This is a genomic window from Cupriavidus sp. 2KB_3 (assembly GCF_052115685.1).
Lineage (GTDB): Bacteria > Pseudomonadota > Gammaproteobacteria > Burkholderiales > Burkholderiaceae > Cupriavidus > Cupriavidus campinensis.
In genome coordinates this window covers 49,387-69,834 of record NZ_JBFRHD010000031.1, presented here as the reverse complement: position 1 = coordinate 69,834, position 20,448 = coordinate 49,387, and the positions used below count along the sequence as shown (strand labels likewise).

At 66.3% G+C, this 20,448-nt stretch carries 22 protein-coding genes; 15 read left to right on the top strand and 7 right to left on the bottom strand.

The features are described 5' to 3' along the window. Positions 1–163: IS3 family transposase (locus AB4120_RS26105; RefSeq protein ID WP_441643019.1), on the top strand; the 163-nt coding region annotated here is incomplete at its 5' end. Between the two features lie 80 nt (positions 164–243). Here the strand turns inward: AB4120_RS26105 and fur are convergent. Continuing rightward, positions 244–675: a ferric iron uptake transcriptional regulator gene (gene fur, locus AB4120_RS26100; RefSeq protein WP_092298769.1), complete on the bottom strand. Its 432-nt coding sequence runs from the start codon at positions 673–675 to the stop codon at positions 244–246. A gap of 127 nt (positions 676–802) precedes the next feature. On the opposite strand from fur, the gene AB4120_RS26095 reads away from it, so the two are divergent. The 9 genes from AB4120_RS26095 (at position 803) to AB4120_RS26055 (ending at position 10,632) form a co-directional block, all read left to right on the top strand. Further along, positions 803–1,438, top strand: a complete 636-nt coding sequence (locus AB4120_RS26095) for an outer membrane protein assembly factor BamE (RefSeq protein ID WP_149137414.1) — start codon at positions 803–805, stop codon at positions 1,436–1,438. Positions 1,439–1,532: 94 nt separating this feature from the next. Continuing rightward, on the top strand, positions 1,533–2,330 hold the full coding sequence (dapB, locus tag AB4120_RS26090) for a 4-hydroxy-tetrahydrodipicolinate reductase (protein ID WP_149137415.1): 798 nt from the start codon (positions 1,533–1,535) through the stop codon (positions 2,328–2,330). Positions 2,331–2,512: 182 nt separating this feature from the next. Then, a complete protein-coding gene (leuS, locus tag AB4120_RS26085) occupies positions 2,513–5,134 on the top strand; it encodes a leucine--tRNA ligase (RefSeq protein WP_441643018.1) in 2,622 nt (873 codons plus the stop codon). A 29-nt stretch (positions 5,135–5,163) separates the two neighbouring features. Beyond that, entirely contained in the window at positions 5,164–5,670 is a 507-nt protein-coding gene (locus AB4120_RS26080) for an LPS-assembly lipoprotein LptE (protein ID WP_149137417.1), read from the top strand. A gap of 28 nt (positions 5,671–5,698) precedes the next feature. Beyond that, complete coding sequence (gene holA / locus AB4120_RS26075) at positions 5,699–6,769, top strand: DNA polymerase III subunit delta (protein ID WP_149137418.1); 1,071 nt, start codon at positions 5,699–5,701, stop codon at positions 6,767–6,769. 101 nt (positions 6,770–6,870) lie between these two features. Next, the gene (locus tag AB4120_RS26070; protein ID WP_144201425.1) at positions 6,871–8,151 is read left to right on the top strand and encodes a glutamate-5-semialdehyde dehydrogenase; all 1,281 of its coding nucleotides are present in this window, start codon (positions 6,871–6,873) and stop codon (positions 8,149–8,151) included. Between the two features lie 49 nt (positions 8,152–8,200). Beyond that, positions 8,201–8,623, top strand: coding sequence for a CopD family protein (locus AB4120_RS26065; protein WP_149137419.1), 423 nt, complete (start codon positions 8,201–8,203; stop codon positions 8,621–8,623). 48 nt (positions 8,624–8,671) lie between these two features. Further along, the gene (locus AB4120_RS26060; RefSeq protein WP_149137661.1) at positions 8,672–9,277 is read left to right on the top strand and encodes a 2-hydroxychromene-2-carboxylate isomerase; all 606 of its coding nucleotides are present in this window, start codon (positions 8,672–8,674) and stop codon (positions 9,275–9,277) included. A gap of 80 nt (positions 9,278–9,357) precedes the next feature. Next, on the top strand, positions 9,358–10,632 hold the full coding sequence (locus tag AB4120_RS26055) for a THUMP domain-containing class I SAM-dependent RNA methyltransferase (protein WP_149137420.1): 1,275 nt from the start codon (positions 9,358–9,360) through the stop codon (positions 10,630–10,632). Positions 10,633–10,654: 22 nt separating this feature from the next. Here the strand turns inward: AB4120_RS26055 and AB4120_RS26050 are convergent, their stop codons facing one another. The 5 genes from AB4120_RS26050 to AB4120_RS26030 form a co-directional block, all read right to left on the bottom strand. Then, a complete protein-coding gene (locus AB4120_RS26050; protein WP_144201431.1) occupies positions 10,655–11,704 on the bottom strand; it encodes a response regulator in 1,050 nt (349 codons plus the stop codon). Between the two features lie 257 nt (positions 11,705–11,961). Beyond that, positions 11,962–13,437, bottom strand: a complete 1,476-nt coding sequence (locus AB4120_RS26045; RefSeq protein WP_149137421.1) for an NAD(P)(+) transhydrogenase (Re/Si-specific) subunit beta — start codon at positions 13,435–13,437, stop codon at positions 11,962–11,964. Next, entirely contained in the window at positions 13,434–13,757 is a 324-nt protein-coding gene (locus AB4120_RS26040; RefSeq protein ID WP_149137662.1) for an NAD(P) transhydrogenase subunit alpha, read from the bottom strand. The genes AB4120_RS26045 and AB4120_RS26040 overlap by 4 nt, the downstream gene beginning before the upstream one ends. Before the next feature lie 123 nt (positions 13,758–13,880). Next, a complete protein-coding gene (panD, locus tag AB4120_RS26035; protein WP_144201435.1) occupies positions 13,881–14,246 on the bottom strand; it encodes an aspartate 1-decarboxylase in 366 nt (121 codons plus the stop codon). Between the two features lie 72 nt (positions 14,247–14,318). Further along, positions 14,319–15,440 carry a Re/Si-specific NAD(P)(+) transhydrogenase subunit alpha gene (locus AB4120_RS26030; RefSeq protein ID WP_144201437.1) on the bottom strand — a complete coding sequence of 374 codons (1,122 nt, stop codon included), beginning with the start codon at positions 15,438–15,440 and terminating at the stop codon, positions 14,319–14,321. 339 nt (positions 15,441–15,779) lie between these two features. Between AB4120_RS26030 and AB4120_RS26025 the strand changes: the two genes are divergently transcribed. From AB4120_RS26025 to mnmA, 5 genes are all read left to right on the top strand, one after another. Next, the gene (locus AB4120_RS26025) at positions 15,780–16,538 is read left to right on the top strand and encodes a TorF family putative porin (RefSeq protein WP_149137422.1); all 759 of its coding nucleotides are present in this window, start codon (positions 15,780–15,782) and stop codon (positions 16,536–16,538) included. A 130-nt stretch (positions 16,539–16,668) separates the two neighbouring features. Beyond that, a complete protein-coding gene (locus tag AB4120_RS26020) occupies positions 16,669–17,025 on the top strand; it encodes a hypothetical protein (protein WP_149137423.1) in 357 nt (118 codons plus the stop codon). Then, complete coding sequence (gene dapA, locus AB4120_RS26015; protein ID WP_149137424.1) at positions 17,012–17,983, top strand: 4-hydroxy-tetrahydrodipicolinate synthase; 972 nt, start codon at positions 17,012–17,014, stop codon at positions 17,981–17,983. Before AB4120_RS26020 ends, dapA begins: the two co-directional genes overlap by 14 nt. Continuing rightward, positions 17,964–18,470, top strand: a complete 507-nt coding sequence (locus AB4120_RS26010) for an NUDIX hydrolase (RefSeq protein WP_149137425.1) — start codon at positions 17,964–17,966, stop codon at positions 18,468–18,470. Before dapA ends, AB4120_RS26010 begins: the two co-directional genes overlap by 20 nt. Beyond that, positions 18,467–19,546, top strand: a complete 1,080-nt coding sequence (mnmA, locus tag AB4120_RS26005) for a tRNA 2-thiouridine(34) synthase MnmA (RefSeq protein WP_441643017.1) — start codon at positions 18,467–18,469, stop codon at positions 19,544–19,546. The genes AB4120_RS26010 and mnmA overlap by 4 nt, the downstream gene beginning before the upstream one ends. A 46-nt stretch (positions 19,547–19,592) precedes the next feature. Here mnmA and AB4120_RS26000 read toward each other — a convergent pair whose 3' ends face one another. Continuing rightward, the gene (locus tag AB4120_RS26000) at positions 19,593–20,210 is read right to left on the bottom strand and encodes a glutathione S-transferase C-terminal domain-containing protein (protein ID WP_144201449.1); all 618 of its coding nucleotides are present in this window, start codon (positions 20,208–20,210) and stop codon (positions 19,593–19,595) included. Positions 20,211–20,448: the final 238 nt, after the last annotated feature.

Below are 20,448 nucleotides of genomic sequence, written 5' to 3'. Positions count from 1 at the left end.
GCTCAAGTCAGAGTGCTTCCGGTTAGAGCGCTTCGCCAACGTCGACCAGTTGCGTCGTGGCATAGCCGAATACATCCGGTACTACAATCACGACCGCATCAAGCTCAAGCTAAAAGGGCTGAGTCCTGTGCAATACAGGACCCAGCCCTYGGCCGCGGCCTAACTTACCCGTCCAACTTTAGGGGGTCAGTTCAAAGGCGCCGGTTTTTGTTGCCTGCTCGCTGGGCCATGGCCCGCGGCGGCTTATCGTTTGGGTCTGTGGGGACAGTCGTTCTTGGTGCAGTTGCCGTACAGCGACAATGCGTGTTCCTGCAGTGCAAAGCCGCGCTCGCGCGCAATGCTTTGCTGGCGTTGCTCGATGTCGGAGTCGAAGAATTCCTCGACCCGGCCGCAATCGAGGCACACCAGGTGATCGTGGTGCTTGCCTTCGTTGAGTTCGAAGATCGCCTTGCCCGATTCGAAGTTGTTGCGCGACAGCAGACCGGCCTGCTCGAATTGGGTCAGGACGCGATATACCGTGGCGAGACCGATATCCATGTGCTCATTGAGCAGGATGCGGTACACGTCTTCGGCGCTCAGGTGGCGCTGTTCACTGGTCTGGAAGATCTCGAGGATCTTGAGGCGGGGGACGGTCGCCTTCAGGCCGATGTTTTTGAGGTCCGCCGGACTCGGCATAGGCGTGACTCCCTAGAGTACAATGTCTGGATAGTTGAATCATAAGGGTTTTGGCGACAAAAGTCGCCCCGGTGCCACGGCCTGTACCGGACCCGGCACTATCCTTTCCCGTCTGAAAGCGAGATCCATGCGTTCATTCCGTACGACCGCCATGCGCCTGCCGCTGGTGTCTTCCCTGCTGGCGGCCGCCGTGCTGGCCGGCGCCTGCTCGGCCTATGACAGCACGTCGCGCAAGGTGGCCGACGCCATCACGCCGTATCGTATCAATATCGTACAGGGCAATTTCGTCTCGCGCGAGGCAGCCTCGCAACTGCGCGAAGGCATGACGCGCGATCAGGTCCGCTTCCTGCTGGGCACGCCGCTGCTGACCGACGTCTTCCATGCCAATCGCTGGGATTACGTGTTCTCGTTCCGCCGCGGCAGCACGCCGGTGGTGCAGCAACGCCGCTACACGGTGTTCTTCGACGGTGACAAACTGGTCAAGTTTGGTGGCGACGAATTGCCGTCCGAATATGAACTGATCGCCGAAATCGACGGGATGAAGGCTGCGCAGCGCAACCAGACGCCGGGCAAGATCGTGACGAGTTCCAGCAGCGCACCGGCCGACGCCCCGGCCACGCCGGCACCGGCTGCTCCGGCAGGCGCTGCCGATAGCGCCGCCCCCATGCCGCCGACCGCCGCGCCAGTCCCCGAAGCCGCCCCGGCTCCGGCCACTCCGCCCGCCACGCCCGCGCCCGACACGTCCGCCAAACCGGCAAGCTGACCGGTACGCGGCCCGTTGCGGGCCGCGCCTGGATGCCATGCCGCCTTGCCGCCCCGGCCGGGCGGCGCTTCTTCCCCGACATCGCACAATCACCATGAATATTGCAATCGCAGGCGCTTCCGGTCGCATGGGCCGCATGCTCATCGAACACGTGCTGAATACCGAAGGCGTGACGCTGACCGGCGCGCTCGACGTGCCAGGCGCCGCCGCGCTGGGCCAGGATGCCGGGTTGTTCCTGGGCCGCACCACCGGTGTGACGATCTCGTCCGACGTGGACGCCGTGCTCGGTGCCGCCGACTGCCTGATCGACTTCACGCGCCCCGAAGGCACGCTGGCTCACGTGGCCGCGGCGCGCCGGCTCGGCAAGAAGATGGTGATCGGCACCACGGGTTTCGACGCTGCCGGCAAGCAGGCGCTGGCCGACGCCGCCAAGTCGATCGCCATCGTCTTCGCCGCCAACATGAGCGTGGGGGTGAACGCCACCTTCAAGTTGCTGGAAGTGGCGGCAAAGCTACTTTCGACCGGCTACGACATCGAGATCATCGAAGCCCACCATCGCCACAAGGTCGACGCTCCATCGGGCACGGCGCTGGCTATGGGAGAGGTGGTTGCCGGCGCGCTAGGCCGCAGCCTGGACGATTGCGCCGTCTATGCCCGCGAAGGCCACACCGGCCCGCGCGACGCCAACAGCATCGGCTTCGCCACCGTGCGCGGCGGCGATATCGTTGGCGATCACACCGTGATGTTCGCCGGCATTGGCGAGCGCATCGAGATCAGCCACAAGTCGTCGAGCCGCCAGTCGTACGCCGACGGCGCGGTGCGCGCGGCGTGCTTCCTGGCCGACAAGCCGTCCGGCCTGTTCGACATGCAGGACGTGCTGGGCCTGAAGTAAGCCGGCACACGCCAGTCATTGCCGAAAATGGCCTGCCGCGTGGCCATTTTCAGACTTTTCGCCGTCCGTGGCGGGTGTCCGCCACGGTTATAATCGGCTCTTTCGCAAATCGGTCCGCCCGGCACCCCAGGTGCGCGCGGAACGCCGTCCCCGATCCGACGTCCTGATCCGTCGCACCAAACATGCAAGACAAATATCTTCCTTCCGCCGTTGAACAAGCCGCCCAGCAGCACTGGCAGGCCACCGAAGCCTACAAGGTGGCCGAGCATGCCGTGGGCCCCGACGGGAGGGAGAAGTCGAAGTTCTACGCCTGCTCGATGCTGCCGTACCCGTCGGGCAAGCTGCACATGGGTCACGTGCGGAACTACACGATCAACGACGTGATGGCGCGCTACCTGCGCATGAACGGCCACAACGTGCTGATGCCGATGGGCTGGGACGCCTTCGGCATGCCGGCCGAGAACGCCGCGCTGAACAACCACGTGGCACCTGCTGCCTGGACCTACGACAACATTGCTTACATGAAGAAGCAGATGCAGTCGATGGGCCTGGCGATCGACTGGTCGCGCGAGGTGGCAACGTGTAGCCCGGACTACTACCGCTGGAACCAGTGGCTGTTCCTGAAGATGCTGGAAAAGGGCATCGCCTACCGCAAGACCGGCACGGTCAACTGGGACCCCGTGGACCAGACCGTGCTGGCCAACGAGCAGGTCATCGACGGGCGCGGCTGGCGCTCGGGCGCAGTGGTGGAGAAGCGCGAAATTCCGATGTATTACCTGCGGATCACCGATTATGCGGACGAGTTGCTCGGTGATCTGGATGCGCTCGGCTGGCCTGAGCGCGTCAAGGTGATGCAGCAGAACTGGATCGGCAAGAGTACCGGCGTGCGTTTTGCGTTCCCGCACCAGATCGCGGGCGCCGACGGCAAGCTCGTCAACGACGGCAAGCTGTACGTGTTCACGACCCGCGCCGACACGATCATGGGCGTGACGTTCTGCGCGGTGGCCGCCGAGCACCCGCTGGCCACGCTGGCGGCGGCGAACAATCCCGCGCTGGCCGCGTTCATCGACGAATGCAAGCATGGTTCGGTCATGGAAGCCGACATGGCGACCATGGAGAAGAAGGGCATGCCGACCGGGCTGCAGGTCGAGCACCCGCTGACCGGCGAGCCGGTGGATGTCTGGGTCGGCAACTATGTGCTGATGAGCTACGGCGACGGCGCCGTGATGGGCGTGCCGGCGCACGACGAGCGCGACTTTGCGTTCGCGAACAAGTACCAGCTGCCGATCCGGCAGGTGGTGGATGTGAAGGCCCAGCCGTTCTCCACCGAAGCGTGGCAGGAATGGTACGGCGACAAGGAAGCCGGCAAGCTGGTCCATAGCGGCAAGTACGATGGCCTGGGCTATCAGGCCGCCGTCGACGCCATCGCCGCCGACCTCACCGCCAAGGGCCTGGGCGAGAAGAAGGTGACCTGGCGCCTGCGCGACTGGGGCATCTCGCGCCAGCGCTACTGGGGCACGCCGATCCCGCTGATCCATTGCGACGCCTGCGGCGTGGTGCCCGTGCCCGAGCAGGACCTGCCCGTGGTGCTGCCGGAAGACCTCGTGCCGGACGGCACCGGCAATCCGCTGAACAAGGACCCGCGCTTCCTGAACTGCACGTGCCCGTCGTGCGGCAAGCCCGCGCGCCGCGAGACCGACACGATGGATACGTTCATCGACTCGTGCTGGTACTACATGCGCTACACGTGCCCGGACGCCCCGACCATGGTCGACGCCCGCAACGACTACTGGATGCCGATGGACCAGTACATCGGCGGCATCGAGCACGCGATCCTGCATTTGCTGTACGCCCGCTTCTGGACCAAGGTCATGCGCGACATGGGCCTGGTCAAGTTCAGCGAGCCGTTCACGAACCTGCTCACGCAGGGCATGGTGCTCAACGAGACCTATTACCGCGAGGACGCCTCGGGCAAGAAGCACTGGTACAACCCGGCCGAGGTGGACGTGCAGACCGACGAGCGCGGCCGCCCGCTGGGCGCCACGCTGAAGGCGGACGGCCAGCCGGTGGTGATCGGCGGCGTGGAGAAGATGTCGAAGTCGAAGAACAACGGCATCGACCCGCAGGCGCTGATCGACCAGTACGGCGCCGACACGGCACGCCTGTTCGTGATGTTCGCCGCGCCGCCCGAGCAGCAGCTCGAGTGGAGCGGCTCGGGCGTGGAGGGCGCGTCGCGCTTCCTGCGCCGCGTGTGGAACTTCGCCCATGCCAACGCCCAGGCGATTCGCGACGGTGCCGGCACGGCGTTCACGGCCGATGACGCCGCACTGCGCCGCGACCTCCACGGCGTGCTGAAGCAAGCGAATTACGATTACCAGCGCATCCAGTACAACACCGTGGTCTCGGCCACGATGAAGATGCTGAACGCGCTGGAAGACGCCAAGGGCGCCTCGCCGGCCGCGCGCCGTGAGGGCTTCGGCATCCTGCTGCGCGTGCTGTATCCGGTGGTGCCGCACGTCACGCACGCGCTGTGGCAGGAGCTGGGCTACGCTGAGCAGGGCGGTGACCTGCTGGACGCCGCCTGGCCGCAGGTGGACGAGGCCGCGCTGGTGCGTAGCGAGATCGAACTGGTGCTCCAGGTGAACGGCAAGGTCCGTGGCAGCCTGACGGTGCCGGCCGATGCCGACCGCGCCGCCATCGAGGCCACGGCCGCCGCGAGCGAGATCGTGGCGAAGTTCGCCGCCGGCGCCGCGCCCAAGAAGATCGTGGTCGTGCCGGGCCGACTCGTCAACGTGGTGCTCTGAGGCGCCCCGAAACAAGGGAATTGCGAAGCATGGACGGAATCAACACAGGACGTCGCAGGGTGCTCGCCGCGATGGCGGCAGCCGGCTTGCTGGCCGGCTGCGGCTTTCACATGCGCGGCAACGCTGACTTCGCGTTCAAGCGGCTCTATATCGGCATTCCGCCCAATTCGTTGATGGGGGCGGACCTGCGCCGCAACATCCGCAATGGCTCGGACACGCAGATCGTCAGCGATATGAAGGAAGCCGACGCGATTCTCGATGTGCTGGGCGACACCCGCGCCAAGTCGATCCTGTCGATCACGACCGAGGGCGTGGTGCGCGAATACCGGCTGACGCAGCGCTTCAGCTTCCGCCTGCGCGACCAGGCCGGCAAGGAGCTGATTCCGCCGTCGCAATTGGTCCTGACCCGCGACCTGACCTACAACGAAGCCAACACGCTGGCCAAGGACTACGAGGAGCAGCAGCTCTATCGCGATATGCAGCGCGATATCGTCCAGCAGCTGATGCGCCGCCTGGCCTCGGTCAAGGCCATCTGAGGGCGGCTCGACCCCGCCCCGCACCGCGATGCAACTGAAGCTCGACGGACTCGACGCGCACCTGAAGCAGGCCCAGGTCAAGGGCATGGCGCCGCTGTACGTCGTGCATGGCGACGAACACCTGCTGGTGCTCGAGGCGGTGGACCGGCTGCGCCGCACCGCGCGCGAGGCCGGTTTTTCCGAGCGGGACGTGCTCGTGGCCGAGCGCGGCTTCCACTGGAGCCAACTGGTGGAGGCCCAGCAGTCGATGTCGCTGTTCGGCGACCGGAAAATTGTGGAATTGCGCATCCCGACCGGCAAGCCCGGCAAGGATGGTGGCGAGGCGCTGCGCGCCGTGGCGGCCCAGCCGTCGCCGGACGTGGTGATGCTCGTCACGCTGCCCCGGCTTGATTTCGCGACGTCCAAGTCGGCGTGGTTCCAGGCGCTGGAGTCCGCCGGGGTGTCGATCAAGGTCGATGCGGTGGACCGTACGCGGCTGCCGGCCTGGGTGGGCGAGCGGCTGGGCTTGCAGCAGCAGCGCGTGGAGCCGGGCGAGGCCGGGCGCAGGGCGCTCCAGTTCATCGCCGACAAGGTGGAAGGCAACCTGCTCGCCGCGCACCAGGAAATCCAGAAGCTCGGCCTGCTGTACCCGCCCGGTGTGCTTACCTTCGACCAGGTGCACGACGCGGTGCTCAACGTGGCGCGCTACGACGTGTTCAAGCTGTCCGAGGCGATGCTCGGCGGCGATGTGCCGCGCCTCACGCGCATGCTCGAAGGGCTGCGCGGCGAGGGCGAGGCCACGGTGCTGGTGCTGTGGGCGCTGACCGAGGAAATTCGCGTATTATCCAAAGTCCGGCAAGGGCTGGCGGCCGGCAAGCCTGCGGGCGTGCTGATGCGCGAATTGCGCGTCTGGGGCCCGCGCGAGCGGCTGGTGCCGCAGGCCGCGCAGCGCTTGTCGCTGCCGCAGCTGGAAGCCGCGCTGGCCATGGCCGCCCGGCTGGACCGGCAGGTCAAGGGCCTGTCCGACCTGCCAGGCGCAGGCGGCCCGGGCGGCAGCCTCCCGGCCGAGCCATGGGATGGCCTGCTGCAACTGGCGCTGATGATTGCGCGCCCGACCTGAGGTTCCGATCGACCGGTCGCCTGACATACCGCACCGACACCGGCCCCCGGGGCCCCCGAGACATTACTACGCAGTCGAGCCAGGAACGCCTGGACATCATCATGACCGAGTTCGATCTCAACGCTTACATGGACCGCGTTGGCCAGCAGGCCCGCGCGGCGTCGCGCGCGATGGCGCGAGCCTCCACGGCTGACAAGAACCGCGCGCTGCTGACCATCGCCGCCGCCATCCGCCGGGATGCCGACAAGCTCAAGGCCGTGAACGCGCGCGATGTGGAGCGTGCCCGTGCCAACGGCCAGGATGCCGCGTTCGTGGACCGCCTGACGCTGTCCGACAAGGCCATCGTCACGATGGCGGCAGGGCTGGAGCAGATTGCCGCGCTGGCAGACCCGATCGGCGAGATCACCAATATGAAGTTCCGCCCGACCGGCATCCAGGTCGGTCAGATGCGCGTGCCGCTGGGCGTGATCGGCATCATCTACGAGTCGCGCCCGAACGTGACCATCGACGCCGCGGCGCTGTGCCTGAAGTCCGGCAACGCCACGATCCTGCGCGGCGGCTCCGAGGCCATCGAGTCGAACACGGCACTGGCGGCGCTGGTGGCGGAAGGGCTGTCGTCGGCCGGGCTGCCGGCGGAGGCCGTGCAAGTCATCGAGACCACCGACCGCGCCGCCGTGGGCCGGCTGATCACGATGACGGAATATGTCGACGTGATCGTGCCGCGCGGTGGCAAGAGCCTGATCGCGCGCCTGATGGAAGAAGCCCGCGTGCCGATGATCAAGCACCTGGACGGCATCTGCCACGTCTACATCGACACCGATGCGGACCTGGACAAGGCAATCCGCGTGGCCGACAACGCCAAGACCCAGCGCTACGCGCCGTGCAACACGATGGAAACGCTGCTGGTGTCGCGCGACATCGCCGCCGCCGTGCTGCCGCCGCTGGCCCGCATCTACCAGGAAAAGGGCGTGGAGCTGCGCGTCTGCGCGGCCACGCGCGCCACCCTGGAGGCGGCAGGCTTCGGCAAGCTGGTCGATGCCACCGAGGAGGACTGGCGCCTCGAATACCTGGCGCCGGTGCTGGCCATCCGCACCGTGGACGGGCTCGACGCGGCCATCGACCATATCAATACCTATGGTTCGGCCCACACCGATTCGATCATCACCGAGAACTACACCGCCGGCATGCGCTTCCTGCGCGAGGTGGATTCGGCCAGCGTGATGATCAACGCCTCGACGCGCTTCGCCGATGGCTTCGAGTACGGCCTTGGCGCGGAGATCGGCATTTCCAACGACAAGCTCCACGCACGTGGCCCTGTCGGGCTGGAGGGGCTGACGTCGTTGAAATACGTCGTGTTCGGGCACGGAGAAATCCGGACCTGAGGGTCCCCGGCCACGCTTCGTCAACACTCCAAAACAACGTCCACCGCCAATGCTCTGGATCAAGTCGCTCCATATCGTCTTCGTCGTGTCGTGGTTCGCGGGGTTGTTCTACCTGCCGCGCATCTTCGTCAACCTGGCGATGGAGACCGATCCGGCTGGCGTGCAGCGGCTGCTGCTGATGGCGCGCAAGCTGTTCCGGTTTATGACCATGCTGGCCGTGCCGGCAGTGGTGTTCGGGCTGTGGCTGTACCTTGGCTATGGCATCGGGCGCGGCACGGGGCAGGGCTGGATGCACGCCAAGCTGGCGCTGGTGCTGGTGCTGATCGGCTACCACCACGGCTGCGGCGTGTTGTTGCGCAAGTTCGAGCGGGGCGCCAATGCGCGCTCGCACACGTTCTATCGATGGTTCAACGAACTGCCGGTGCTGGTGCTGCTGGCCATCGTGATCCTCGTGGTCGTGAAGCCGTTTTAAGCGTTATACGATTCAGCGTTCTCCCCCAAAGCCTTACATGAGGTCATGATGAGCAAGCAGGTCGAGTACTTCCTGGCGCCGCAGTCCCCGTTTGTCTACCTCGGACATGCCCGCTTCGTCGACATCGCCAACCGCCACAACGCCCAGGTGCTGCTGAAGCCGGTGGATCTCGGCAAAGTGTTCGCGGTATCGGGCGGCGTGCCGCTGGCGCAGCGGCCGCCGCAGCGCCAGGCATACCGGCTGGTGGAACTTGAACGCTGGAGCAAGTTCCTGAACATGCCGATGCATCTGCATCCGACGTTCTTCCCGGTGTCTGGCGATGCCGCTGCCCGGCTGATCATCGCCGCGCAACTGGCGCATGGCACGGCGCGTGCGCTGGAACTGACGGGCGCCATCTGCCGCGGCGTGTGGGCCGACCAGCGCAATATCGCCGATGCGGCCACGCTGGCGCTGATCGCCGACGAAGCTGGCCTGGACGGCGCCAATCTGCTCAAGGCCAGCGAGGGGCAGGCGGTGCAGGCCGCCTACGCGCAGAATACGCAGGACGCGCTCTCGGCCAACGTATACGGCGCCCCGTGGTTCGTGCTGGACGGTCAGCCGTACTGGGGCCAGGACCGCCTCGAGTTCCTGGACCGCGCGCTGGCGGCCGACTAGCGGTCCGCCGCGCGGTCCGCTACGCTAGTCTCACTCCCGTCCGCCACGGCGGACGTTTTTGTTTGCAGGATGTTCTTCCCATGACCCAAGCCTTCTTTGCTCCCTGCCCGCGTGGCCTGGAATCCGCCCTTGCCGAGGAACTGCGGGAAATCGCCCAGTACCCGGCCGTGGTGGCCGCCGCGCCGTTTCAGGTGCATCGCGAGGTGCCGGGCGGCGTGCCGTTCTCGGGCGAGATGGCGGCCGCCTATGCCGTCAACCTGCACTCGCGCATCGCCAGCCGCGTGCTGCTGCGCGTGGCGCAGCGCGGTTACCGGCATGAGGACGATGTCTACGCGCTGGCCCGCCAGCAGCGCTGGGACCAGTGGTTTTCGCCCGATGAGTCGCTGCGGGTGGACATCACCGCGCACAAGTCGCCGCTGCACAGCCTGAACTTCACCGCGCTGCGCGTAAAAGACGGTGTGTGCGATGCCATGCGCGAGGCGCTTGGCGCCCGGCCCAGCGTCGATACAGTCAGCCCGGATGTGCGGATTTATGCGCATTTGACCGAGTTCGACTGCACGCTGTACCTCGACACCACCGGCGAGCCGCTGTTCAAGCGCGGCTGGCGTATGGAAAAGGGCGAGGCGCCGCTCAAGGAAAACCTTGCCGCCGGCATCCTGCGGCTGGCGGGATGGGTGCAGGGCCAGACTGACCGTCCGTTCTTCGATCCAATGTGCGGCAGCGGCACGTTCCTGGTGGAGGCGGCGCAGGTGGCGCTGGGCCTCCCGCCGGGCGGGGCGCGGACGTTTGCGTTCGAATGGCTCAAGGGCATGGACAACAAGGCCTGGCAGGCCCTGCGCGCCGATGCGCAGCGCGCCAAGGAGGCGGCGGCCAAGGGCGTGGCGGCGCTGGAGATCGCCGGATCGGACATTTCCACGGACATGCTGGCGATGGCGGACGCCAACTGGCAGCGCGCCGGGCTGCCGGGCGAGGTGCGTCTGAAGCAGGTGGATGCGCGCTTCGTGCAGCCGCCGTTCGCCATGCCGGGCGTGATGCTGATGAATCCGCCCTATGGCGAGCGGATCGCCGTGCGCGGCGAGCAGCGCCGGGGCGCCCTGCCCGAAGCGCCGCGCGATGAGGCCGAGGAGGCCGCCGCGAACCAGTTCGCCAGCGCCTTCGCCACAACGTTGAAGCAACACTTCGCGGGCTGGCAGGCGTGGGTGTTCACGGGCGACCTGAGCATCCCGAAGCGCCTGCGGCTCAAGGAATCGCGCCGCACGCCGCTCTATAACGGCAATATCGAATGCCGGCTGTTCCGCTTCGACATGGTGCGCGGCGGCAACCGCAAGGAAGGCGGGGAAGCGCCGAAGGAATAAGCGGGATGCGGGACGGGGAGGGTTATGCCTGCTTGTCCCGCCCCGTCAGCGCTTCGGGGTTGCGGGCGAAATCGCTCAGGAAGCCCTGCAGGCTCACCACCGGCTCCTGGAGCAGGTGGCGCGGCAGGTCGAACAGCGCATAGAAGTACTCCTCGCGCCCTTCGCACCGCTCGGCCGGCAGGCAGTATTGCTCCCAGTCAGCACAGGCCGGCGTGTACATGCCGTTGCCGGGCCAGAAGAATGGCACGATGCGGCCTTCGCGCAGCCCTTCGATCAGCGTGGCCGGCGCCTCGTAGGCTTCGGCCGACTCCACCTGGCTCATCAGCCCGGCGCGCGTCTCGATCACCATCAGCGTGGCATGTCCCTGCGCCGTCAGCAGCAGGATGCCTACCGGATTCGGATACAGGTAGTACTCGACGAAGCCATAGCGCGCGGCGGTCTGGCGCACGCGGTCGGCCATCACCGGATCGGACAGGAACGCGTACGAATGCCGCGTGAGCAGGTCGCGCAGCGTGCGCGAGATCGAGGCGAAGTACTGTTGCTGGAGGGCGTCGATTTCCTGGTCGAGCCGCGCCACCATGTTCGGATCGTGCTTCTTTACGTAGCGGTCGATCAGCCCATGGTTGAAGCCCTGCACCGCGATGCTCTCGTCGGCGGTGCCGGTCAGCAGGATGGTCTTGCACGGCAGGTCCTGCAGCGCCTGGCAGAACTCGAGGCCGTCCATCTGCGGCATCGAGTAGTCCACCACGATCACCCCGGGCTGCATGAAGCGATGGATGTCGTGGATCTGGCGATGGATGCGGTCCACGTCCAGCTGCACGGTGCGCCGCTCGCTCAGGAAGGTCAGGTCGTCGTGGGTCACGCGCACGGGCAGGAAGGCCGGATGCCGGGTGGCATAGGCTTCGCGGATCCATGTCAGGGCCTCGCGCGGGTCGGTGAAGCTCACCACGGCGCGCGACGCGTCCATCTGGAATGCCAGGCTGTCGATAAACGATTTGCTGTCGTCCACCAGCACCGTCAGGACGGGGTGATGGAAGACCGACAGGTTCCTGTCATGCGGGCTGAATGTCATGGTGCGATCTGCGCTGCGGCCGGCAGCGAATGAAGAGCGAGGGTTGGGGGCCGTGGCAAGCCAGTATAGCGCGCGGACGGGCCCACGCAATGTTGCCGCACCAAAGGAGGCCAAAAGCAAACGGCCGGCGTTGGTTGCCGGCCGCATGTCTTCGATTTCGTTGATTTCAGGTCTTCACGCCGCTTTAATCACGAAGGGTTTCCGGCCTGATTGTCAGTCGGATTCCCATTCAGATTGGCGTTCCGCGGCGCCCGGCGTCATTCCACCGCCTTGAACATGTCCTCGACCACCTTCTTGGCATCGCCGAACACCATCATGGTCTTGTCCATATAGAACAGCTCGTTGTCCAGGCCCGCGTAGCCGGCCGCCATCGAGCGCTTGTTCACGATGATGGTCTTGGCCTTGTACGCCTCCAGGATCGGCATGCCGGCGATGGGCGACTTCGGATCGGTCTTGGCGGCCGGGTTGACCACGTCGTTGGCGCCCAGCACCAGCACCACGTCGGCCTGCCCGAACTCGCTGTTGATGTCCTCCATCTCGAAGACCTGGTCGTACGGCACCTCGGCCTCGGCCAGCAGCACGTTCATATGGCCCGGCATGCGGCCCGCCACGGGGTGGATCGCGTACTTTACGATCACGCCCTTGTCGTGCAGCTTTTCGGTCAATTCTTTAAGTGCATGCTGAGCACGGGCCACCGCCAGGCCGTAGCCGGGCACGATGATCACGGTTTCGGCGTTGCCCATCAGGAACGCGGCGTCGTCCGCCGAGCCGGACTTCACGTTGCGCTGGGCCTGCGCGCCGGCTGCGCCGGCTGCCGCCGTGTCACCGCCAAAGCCGCCCAGAATCACGTTGAAGAACGAGCGGTTCATCGCCTTGCACATGATGTACGAGAGGATGGCGCCGGACGAGCCGACCAGCGAGCCGGCGATGATCAGCATCGGGTTGTTCAGCGAGAAGCCGATGCCCGCCGCCGCCCAGCCCGAGTACGAGTTCAGCATCGACACCACCACCGGCATGTCCGCGCCGCCGATCGGGATGATGATCAGCACGCCCAGCACGAAGGCCAGCGCCAGCATGATCAGGAACGGCAGCCAGGCCTGCGACAGGAAGAAGATGATGCCGAAGCCGAACATCGCCACGGCCAGCAACAGGTTCAGCCAGTGCTGGCCCGGGAACACCACCGGGGCGCCCTGGAACAGCCGGAACTTGTAGCGCCCCGCCAGCTTGCCGAAGGCGATCACCGAGCCCGAGAACGTGATGGCGCCCACGAAGCAGCCGATGAACAGCTCGATCCGGTTGCCGGTGGGAATCAGGTGCGAGCCGGCCGGCGCGATGCCGAACGCAGCCGGCTCCGCCACGGCGGCCACCGCGATGAACACCGCCGCGAGACCGATCAGCGAGTGCATCGCCGCCACCAGTTCCGGCATCTTGGTCATCTCGACCTTGCGCGCCACGTAGGCACCGATGCCGCCACCCACGACCAGCGCGCCGAAGATCAGCGCCAGGCCCGTGCCGACCGACGACTGGGCCGTGCCCGCCGCCAGGAACTCGTTCTTGAGCTTGACGATCAGCACCAGCGTGGTCACCACGGCGATGGCCATGCCGATCATGCCGAAGGTGTTGCCCTTGCGGGCCGAAGCGGGGTGCGACAGGCCCTTGAGTGCCTGGATGAAGCAGACCGACGCCACGAGGTACAGCAGCGTGACGAGGTTCATGCTGACGAGTCCGGTCATCGTGCCCCCTCCTTGCCAGCCAGCTTCTTCGGTTCCTTCTTCTTGAACATCTCCAGCATGCGCTGGGTCACGAGGAAGCCGCCGAACACGTTGACCGCCGCCAGCGCCACCGCCAGCGTGCCCATGATGCGGCCCACGCCGCCTTCCGTGAGGCCGGCCGCCAGCATGGCGCCGACGATGATGATGGCCGAGATCGCATTGGTCACGGCCATCAGCGGGGTGTGCAGGGCCGGCGTCACTGTCCAGACCACGTGGTATCCCACGTAGATTGCCAGCACAAAGATGATCAGGTTGATCACCGTGTGGTTCACCATCTCCATCGACTTCTCCTCGTTGCTTTCGAATTCTTCGTGCTTCGTATCGATGTGGGACTGCAGGGCCGGCACCGCCGCCGCGCCGGGCGGCTCGCCCCGGACGCGGCTATCGGAAAACATCCAGAAAGATCAGTCGATCTTCTTGATTTCCTTGATGCGATTCTTCTCGTCCACGAGGATGACCTTCGGCTTGTAGGTCTTCACTTCCTCGTCGCTCATCGGTGCGTAGGTGCAGATGATCAGTTGGTCGCCCAGGTGCGCGCGGCGCGCGGCGGCGCCGTTCAGCGAGATCTCGCCGCTGCCGCGTGCACCCTTGATGATGTACGTGGAGAAGCGCTCGCCGTTCTGGACGTTGTACAGCTCGATCTTTTCGAACTCCTTCATGTCGGCAGCTTCGAGAAGATTCTCGTCGATGCCGCACGATCCCTCGTAGTGGAGGTCCGCCTGCGTCACGGTGACACGGTGGAGCTTGGCGCGGAGCATGTTGCGTTGCATGGGTGATACGTCCTTGGTTGAGGCTGGGTGGGCTGCCCGCCGGTGTCCTGGCGTGGCGGCCCGGTTGGGAATCTAGGCGGCCTGCCTGACGAGCTGGCCGTCCTTGCACATCAGGCAGGCGGCGACGATGTCGTCTTCGAGGTTGAGCGTGTAGCGCGCGTCCTTGTCGACGATCAGCTTGAGGAAATCGAGCACGTTGCGCGCGTAGAGCGCCGAGGCGTCCGCGGCGACCATGCCGGCCAGGTTGGTGTAGCCGATCAGGACCACGCCGTGGCGTTCGACGACCTCGTCGGCCACGGTCAGCGGACAGTTGCCGCCCTGGGCGGCGGCCAGGTCGACCACCACCGAGCCGGGCTTCATCTGCTTGACGGTGTCTTCCTGCAGCAGCACGGGCGCCTTGCGGCCCGGGATCAGCGCGGTGGTGATGACGATGTCGGCCTGCGTGGCGCGCTGGTGCACCAGTTCGGCCTGGCGGCGCATCCAGTCTGCCGGCATGGGGCGGGCGTAGCCGCCCACGCCCTGGGCGATCTCGCGTTCCTCGTCGGTCTCGAACGGGACGTCGAGGAATTTGGCGCCAAGTGACTCGATCTGCTCTTTAACGGCGGGGCGCACGTCCGAGGCCTCGATCACGGCGCCCAGCCGCTTGGCGGTGGCAATGGCCTGGAGACCGGCCACGCCAGCGCCGAGGATCAGCACGCGCGCGGCCTTCACCGTGCCGGCGGCCGTCATCAGCATCGGCATGAAGCGCTGGTAGTGGTGCGCGGCCACCAGCACGGCCTTGTAGCCGGCGATGTTGGCCTGCGACGACAGCACGTCCATGCTCTGCGCGCGCGTGGTGCGCGGCGCGGCTTCGAGCGCGAACGCGGTGATGGCCGCACTGGCCATGCGCGCGTTGTTCTCGATATCGAAGGGATTGAGCATGCCCACCAGCACGGCGCCGGGCTTGATCTGGGCGCGCTCTGCGTCGTCCGGTGCACGCACCTTCAGCACCAGCTCGGCGCCGAAGGCATCGGCAGCTGTGCCGATGCGCGCGCCGGCGGCTTCGAACGCCGCGTCGGGAATGCTGGCGCGTACGCCTGCGCCAGCCTGCACCGTGACCTGATGCCCTTGGGCAACGTACTTCTTGACGGTCTCCGGGGTGGCGGCGACGCGTGCCTCGCCTGCCCGCGTTTCCTGCGGGATGCCGATATGCATCGTCAATTTCTCCTTTAGCTGGCGTCGTATCTGATTGGGCGGGCAGACGTCCTGGCCCGTTGGTCCACCGCGGCGCGGCGCACCAATTTTTGCGCAGCTTACCCGAAACTTACGTTCGGTGGTGACCGCATGGTCGGCGATTTGTGCGGTCGCCACGACTCATTTTTGCGGCGCATGAAACGACTCGTTTTATGCAGGCTGGATTCCCTCTTGATTCGAACATGTTGCTGCGAGGCCCAATCTTGATGCCGATTTGATGCGCCGCTCCGTATCGTGACGGGTACGCCGCTTTCCCCGCCTTTTTCGGGGAAGGGCGCCTTCAAACACCCGTCCACCATCATGATCGCTACCCGCCTTACCGCTCTCGTCCTCCTTGCCGCCCCATGCGCCACGGCGCTCGCCCAGGAGGCGGACGCTTCGCCGCACACCTTCACCGCCAATGTCACGCTGGCCAGCGAATACCGCTACCGCGGCCTGATGCAGACCAACCGTCGCCCGGCTATCCAGGGCGGATTCGACTACACCCACGCCAGCGGCCTCTACCTCGGCAACTGGAACTCGAACATCAGCTGGCTTTCGGACAGCAACGCGGAAGTCTCCGCCCCGGTGGAGATGGATTTCTACGGCGGCTTCCGCAACACGTTCAAGCTGGCCGACGCCGAATTCAACTATGACCTCGGCGTGCTCGAGTACTACTACCCTGGCGATTATCCGAGTGGCTTCACGCGTCCCTACACCACGGAGGTCTACGCCGGCATCGGCTACGGTCCCTTGTTCCTCAAATACTCGCACGCGCTGACCAACCTGTTCGGGTTTGCCGACAGCAAGAACAGCTACTACATCGACCTCACGGCCAACGTGCCGCTCAACGTGTGGGACCTGACGGTCAACGCGCATGTGGGCTACCAGGGCGTGAAGAACCTCAGCGATGCCTCGTATACCGACTGGAAAATCGGCGTGACCAAGGACTTCGGCAAGGGCCTGAGCGTGGCCGTGGCCTACCTCGACACCAATGCCAAGCGTGGCACTTATACGAATTCGCACGGCCGCTACATGGGCAAGGCGACTGCGCTCGCGTCCATCACGAAGACGTTCTGACCGGCTCGACGACGCGGCGTTGATGCGTTGTTGATACCGGGCGCCGCGATTGCTGCATCAATTTGAGACGCCGCTCCCTAGCATGGAGCCATGTTCCACAGACGATCCGCCCCGCGCGGATTCAAGCGTAATGCGACAGTCGCGACAGTCCTCGAGCCTCGCCGTTGCCTTTGCCACCGTCCCGCGCCGCCGCGCCGGGCGTGACGCCCTGCCAGCCTCCGCCGCGAGCGATGGCCACTGGATCCGTCTGCGCCTGGCGGTGGCCTCGGCGCAGGTCTTCATGCTGCGTCAGACGCTGCACCGGGCCATCGGCCAACTGGCGCGCGTGTATGTGGTGGAGGTAGACCATCGGCACGGGGAAACCACGCTCCATGTGGAAGTGGAACGCGCCGGCCGCGATGCCGCCATGCACGCCATCATGAGCGCGCTGCCGGCCGCCGAGTTCGGCGTCACGACGATGCTGGGGAGCGATCATGCCGCGCACTGACCCGGTCATTGGCGATGGCCTGTGGCTGCCGCTGGTCACGCCATTGCGCCACGGCGCGCCCGACCTGCGCGCCGCCCAGCAGCTGGCCGCGCACTATGCCGGCGCCGGCGTGGACGGCCTGATCGTGCTCGGCACCACGGGCGAAGGCGGCCTGCTGACCGAAGCGGAACGGCTGATGGTCACCGCGGCCGTGCTTGAGGTAGCGCAGGGCAGCATGCCCGTAATGGCAGGCGTGGGCGGCGTGGATACGCGCTCGGTCTGCGAGCAGGTGCGCACGCTCGATCGATTCGACCTGGCCGGCTACCTGGTCCCGCCGCCATACTACCTGCGTGTGTCGGACGAGGGCATCGCCTGGCACGTGCGCCGCGTGGCCAGCCAGACGGCGCGCCCGCTGATGCTCTACAACGTGCCGAAGCGCACCGGCTCCACGATCTCGCCCGCGCTGGCGCTGCGGCTGGCTGACCATCCGCAGGTCGTGGCGATCAAGGAATGCGACCGCGCCGGGCTGCGTGCGCTGGCCGGGCAGGATGCCCTGCGCGTGTTCTGCGGCGAGGATGCCGCGATGCTCGACCACCTGCTGGCTGGTGGCGCGGGCGTGGTGCCGGCCGCCGCCCATATCCGCCCGGACCTGTTCGTCCGGCTGCTGCAACTGGCCCGCACCGGCCGCGACGAAGCCGCGCGCGCGCTGTTCCGCCAGCTCTCGCCGCTGATCGACCTGATGTTTGCCGAGCCGAACCCCGCGCCGGTCAAGGCGGCGCTGGCGCTGGCAGGGCTGGCTCGCGCCGAGGTGCGCCAGCCGCTCACGCCGGCCACGCGCGCGCTGACGGCACGGCTGGAAGCCACCATGGCGCTGCTGCCGCCTGCTGCTTTCCCGACCTTTCCGCCTTCCCCCATGCACATTCCGACGGCAACCGGTAAAATGCCGGATTGCCTAAAAAATGTGCATCATGTCACGTGAATGGAACGCCAGCGTCACGGTTGCCGCTGTCATCGAACGCGGCGGCCGCTTCCTGCTGGTTGAAGAGGAAACGCGCGACGGCCTGCGGCTGAACCAGCCGGCCGGCCACCTGGAAGCGGGCGAAAGCCTGATCCGCGCCGTCGTGCGCGAGACCCTCGAGGAAACCGCCCACACCTTCGAGCCGCGCGCGCTGCTCGGCTGCTATATGAGCCGGGGCCTGTCGTCGCGCGACCAGGGCGACACCACCTATATCCGCTTCGCCTTCACCGGCGACCTCGGCACGCTCGATGAGGGCCGCCAGCTCGATACCGGCATCATCCGCACGCTGTGGATGACGGCCGAGGAACTGCGCGCCTGCCCCGAGCGCCATCGCACCCCGCTGCTGATGGCCTGCGTGGACGACTACCTCGCCGGCAAGCGCTTCGCGCTGGATGTGCTTTATACGCATCCCACGAGCGTGGCGACCACCACGGGAGACGCATCGTGAGCGGCAAGCGGGTGGTCGTGGGCATGTCGGGCGGGGTCGATTCGTCGGTCACCGCGTGGCTGCTCAAGCAGCAGGGGTACGAGGTCATCGGCCTGTTCATGAAGAACTGGGAGGACGATGACGACAGCGAATACTGCTCCACGCGCGAGGACTGGCTCGACGTGGTGTCCGTGGCCGACCTGATCGGCGTGGACGTGGAGGCGGTGAACTTCGCCGCCGAGTACAAGGACCGCGTGTTCGCCGATTTCCTGCGCGAGTACTCGGCCGGCCGCACGCCCAACCCGGACGTGCTCTGCAATGCCGAAATCAAGTTCAAGGCGTTTCTGGACCACGCGATGTCGCTGGGCGCCGACACCATCGCCACGGGCCACTATGCGCGCGTGCGGCAGGCGGACAACGGGCGCTTCGAGCTGCTCAAGGCGTTCGACCACACCAAGGACCAGAGCTACTTCCTGCATCGGCTGAACCAGGCGCAGCTGTCGCGCACGCTGTTCCCGCTGGGCGAGATGCCGAAGACGCGCGTGCGCGAGATCGCCGCCGAGATCGGCCTGCCGAATGCGAAGAAGAAGGATTCGACCGGGATCTGCTTTATCGGCGAGCGGCCGTTCCGCGACTTCCTCAATCGCTACCTGCCGACCAAGCCGGGGCCGATGAAGACGCCCGAGGGCAAGGTGGTGGGGGAGCACATCGGGCTGGCGTTCTATACGCTGGGCCAGCGCAAGGGCATCGGCCTGGGCGGCAGCCGCGATGGCAGTGGCGATGCCTGGTATGTGGCGCGCAAGGACATGGCCAGCAACACGTTGTACGTGGTGCAGGGGCATGACCATCCGTGGCTGCTGACGCCGGTGCTGGAAGCGGCGGACCTGTCCTGGGTGGCGGGTGAGCCCCCTGCGGCCGGCGCCGGGATGGCGGCCAAGACGCGCTATCGCCAGAGCGATGCGGCATGCCGGGTAGAAGCGGCCAATGGCGACGCGCTGAAGCTGGCCTTCGCCGAGGCGCAATGGGCGGTGACGCCGGGCCAGTCCGCCGTGCTCTACGACGGCGACGTCTGCCTGGGCGGCGGCATCATCCAGTGAAACCGGCGGCTGGCGCACATCTGGCGCCAGCCAACTGAGCCTGCGCTCAACCTGCCGAGGGCAGGGCGGTGTCGATGAACGACTGGCGCTTCTCGATCTTTTCCTGGAACGCGACGAGGTTCGGGTATTGCTCGCGCCAGCCGATGTTCGGGAAACGGAAGTCCAGGTAGGCCAGTGCGCAACCCACGGCCACGTCGGCCAGGGTGAAGTGGATGCCGGTGCACCACGGGCGCTCGCCCAGGCCCGAGGCCATCGCGGCCAGTGCGGCGTCGATCTTGGTCCGCTGGCGTTGGACCCATGACTCGCTGCGCTGGCCTGCCTCGCGCTGGGTGGTTTCCAGGCGTACCAGCAGCGCGGCGTCGAGCAGGCCATCGGCCAGGGCTTCCCAGCAGCGCACCTCGAGCCGCTCGCGGCTGCCCTGCGGAATCAGGCGGCCAACCGGCGACAGCGTATCGGCGTATTCGGCGATCACGCGCGAATCGAAGACCGCGCCACCGTCCTCCATGACCAGGCAGGGCACCTTGCCGAGCGGGTTGAACTGGCCGATGGTGGTTTCGGGCGACCAGACGTTTTCCTCGATCATCTGGTAGTCGACCTTCTTTTCCGCCAGCACCACGCGCACCTTGCGCGCGTACGGGCTGGTGTGGGACGCATACAGCTTCATGTTCTCCCCTTGAGCTTGTTATGAAGTGCATCGACGCTCTGCGGCTGCCATGGCGCCCTGGCGGGCGGCATGTCGATGGACTTCATAACAGGCTACTGGAACGGCGAGCGCGAGTATACCCGCGCCGGCCCGCGCATGCCGTGTCAATGCGGCGCTTCGCACGCTCGGTGTCGCCTGACCCATGGCGCACCGCACAGGCGCGGTGGGCGATGGTAAAATCCCGCGTTGCGCGATGCCG

Coding starts and splice junctions, on each gene's coding strand:
- fur (WP_092298769.1), bottom strand. CDS start 675: ATGCCGAGTCCGGCGGACCTCAAAAACATCGGCCTGAAGGCGACCGTC.
- AB4120_RS26095 (WP_149137414.1), top strand. CDS start 803: ATGCGTTCATTCCGTACGACCGCCATGCGCCTGCCGCTGGTGTCTTCC.
- dapB (WP_149137415.1), top strand. CDS start 1,533: ATGAATATTGCAATCGCAGGCGCTTCCGGTCGCATGGGCCGCATGCTC.
- leuS (WP_441643018.1), top strand. CDS start 2,513: ATGCAAGACAAATATCTTCCTTCCGCCGTTGAACAAGCCGCCCAGCAG.
- AB4120_RS26080 (WP_149137417.1), top strand. CDS start 5,164: ATGGACGGAATCAACACAGGACGTCGCAGGGTGCTCGCCGCGATGGCG.
- holA (WP_149137418.1), top strand. CDS start 5,699: ATGCAACTGAAGCTCGACGGACTCGACGCGCACCTGAAGCAGGCCCAG.
- AB4120_RS26070 (WP_144201425.1), top strand. CDS start 6,871: ATGACCGAGTTCGATCTCAACGCTTACATGGACCGCGTTGGCCAGCAG.
- AB4120_RS26065 (WP_149137419.1), top strand. CDS start 8,201: ATGCTCTGGATCAAGTCGCTCCATATCGTCTTCGTCGTGTCGTGGTTC.
- AB4120_RS26060 (WP_149137661.1), top strand. CDS start 8,672: ATGAGCAAGCAGGTCGAGTACTTCCTGGCGCCGCAGTCCCCGTTTGTC.
- AB4120_RS26055 (WP_149137420.1), top strand. CDS start 9,358: ATGACCCAAGCCTTCTTTGCTCCCTGCCCGCGTGGCCTGGAATCCGCC.
- AB4120_RS26050 (WP_144201431.1), bottom strand. CDS start 11,704: ATGACATTCAGCCCGCATGACAGGAACCTGTCGGTCTTCCATCACCCC.
- AB4120_RS26045 (WP_149137421.1), bottom strand. CDS start 13,437: ATGACCGGACTCGTCAGCATGAACCTCGTCACGCTGCTGTACCTCGTG.
- AB4120_RS26040 (WP_149137662.1), bottom strand. CDS start 13,757: ATGGAGATGGTGAACCACACGGTGATCAACCTGATCATCTTTGTGCTG.
- panD (WP_144201435.1), bottom strand. CDS start 14,246: ATGCAACGCAACATGCTCCGCGCCAAGCTCCACCGTGTCACCGTGACG.
- AB4120_RS26030 (WP_144201437.1), bottom strand. CDS start 15,440: ATGCATATCGGCATCCCGCAGGAAACGCGGGCAGGCGAGGCACGCGTC.
- AB4120_RS26025 (WP_149137422.1), top strand. CDS start 15,780: ATGATCGCTACCCGCCTTACCGCTCTCGTCCTCCTTGCCGCCCCATGC.
- AB4120_RS26020 (WP_149137423.1), top strand. CDS start 16,669: ATGCGACAGTCGCGACAGTCCTCGAGCCTCGCCGTTGCCTTTGCCACC.
- dapA (WP_149137424.1), top strand. CDS start 17,012: ATGCCGCGCACTGACCCGGTCATTGGCGATGGCCTGTGGCTGCCGCTG.
- AB4120_RS26010 (WP_149137425.1), top strand. CDS start 17,964: ATGTGCATCATGTCACGTGAATGGAACGCCAGCGTCACGGTTGCCGCT.
- AB4120_RS26000 (WP_144201449.1), bottom strand. CDS start 20,210: ATGAAGCTGTATGCGTCCCACACCAGCCCGTACGCGCGCAAGGTGCGC.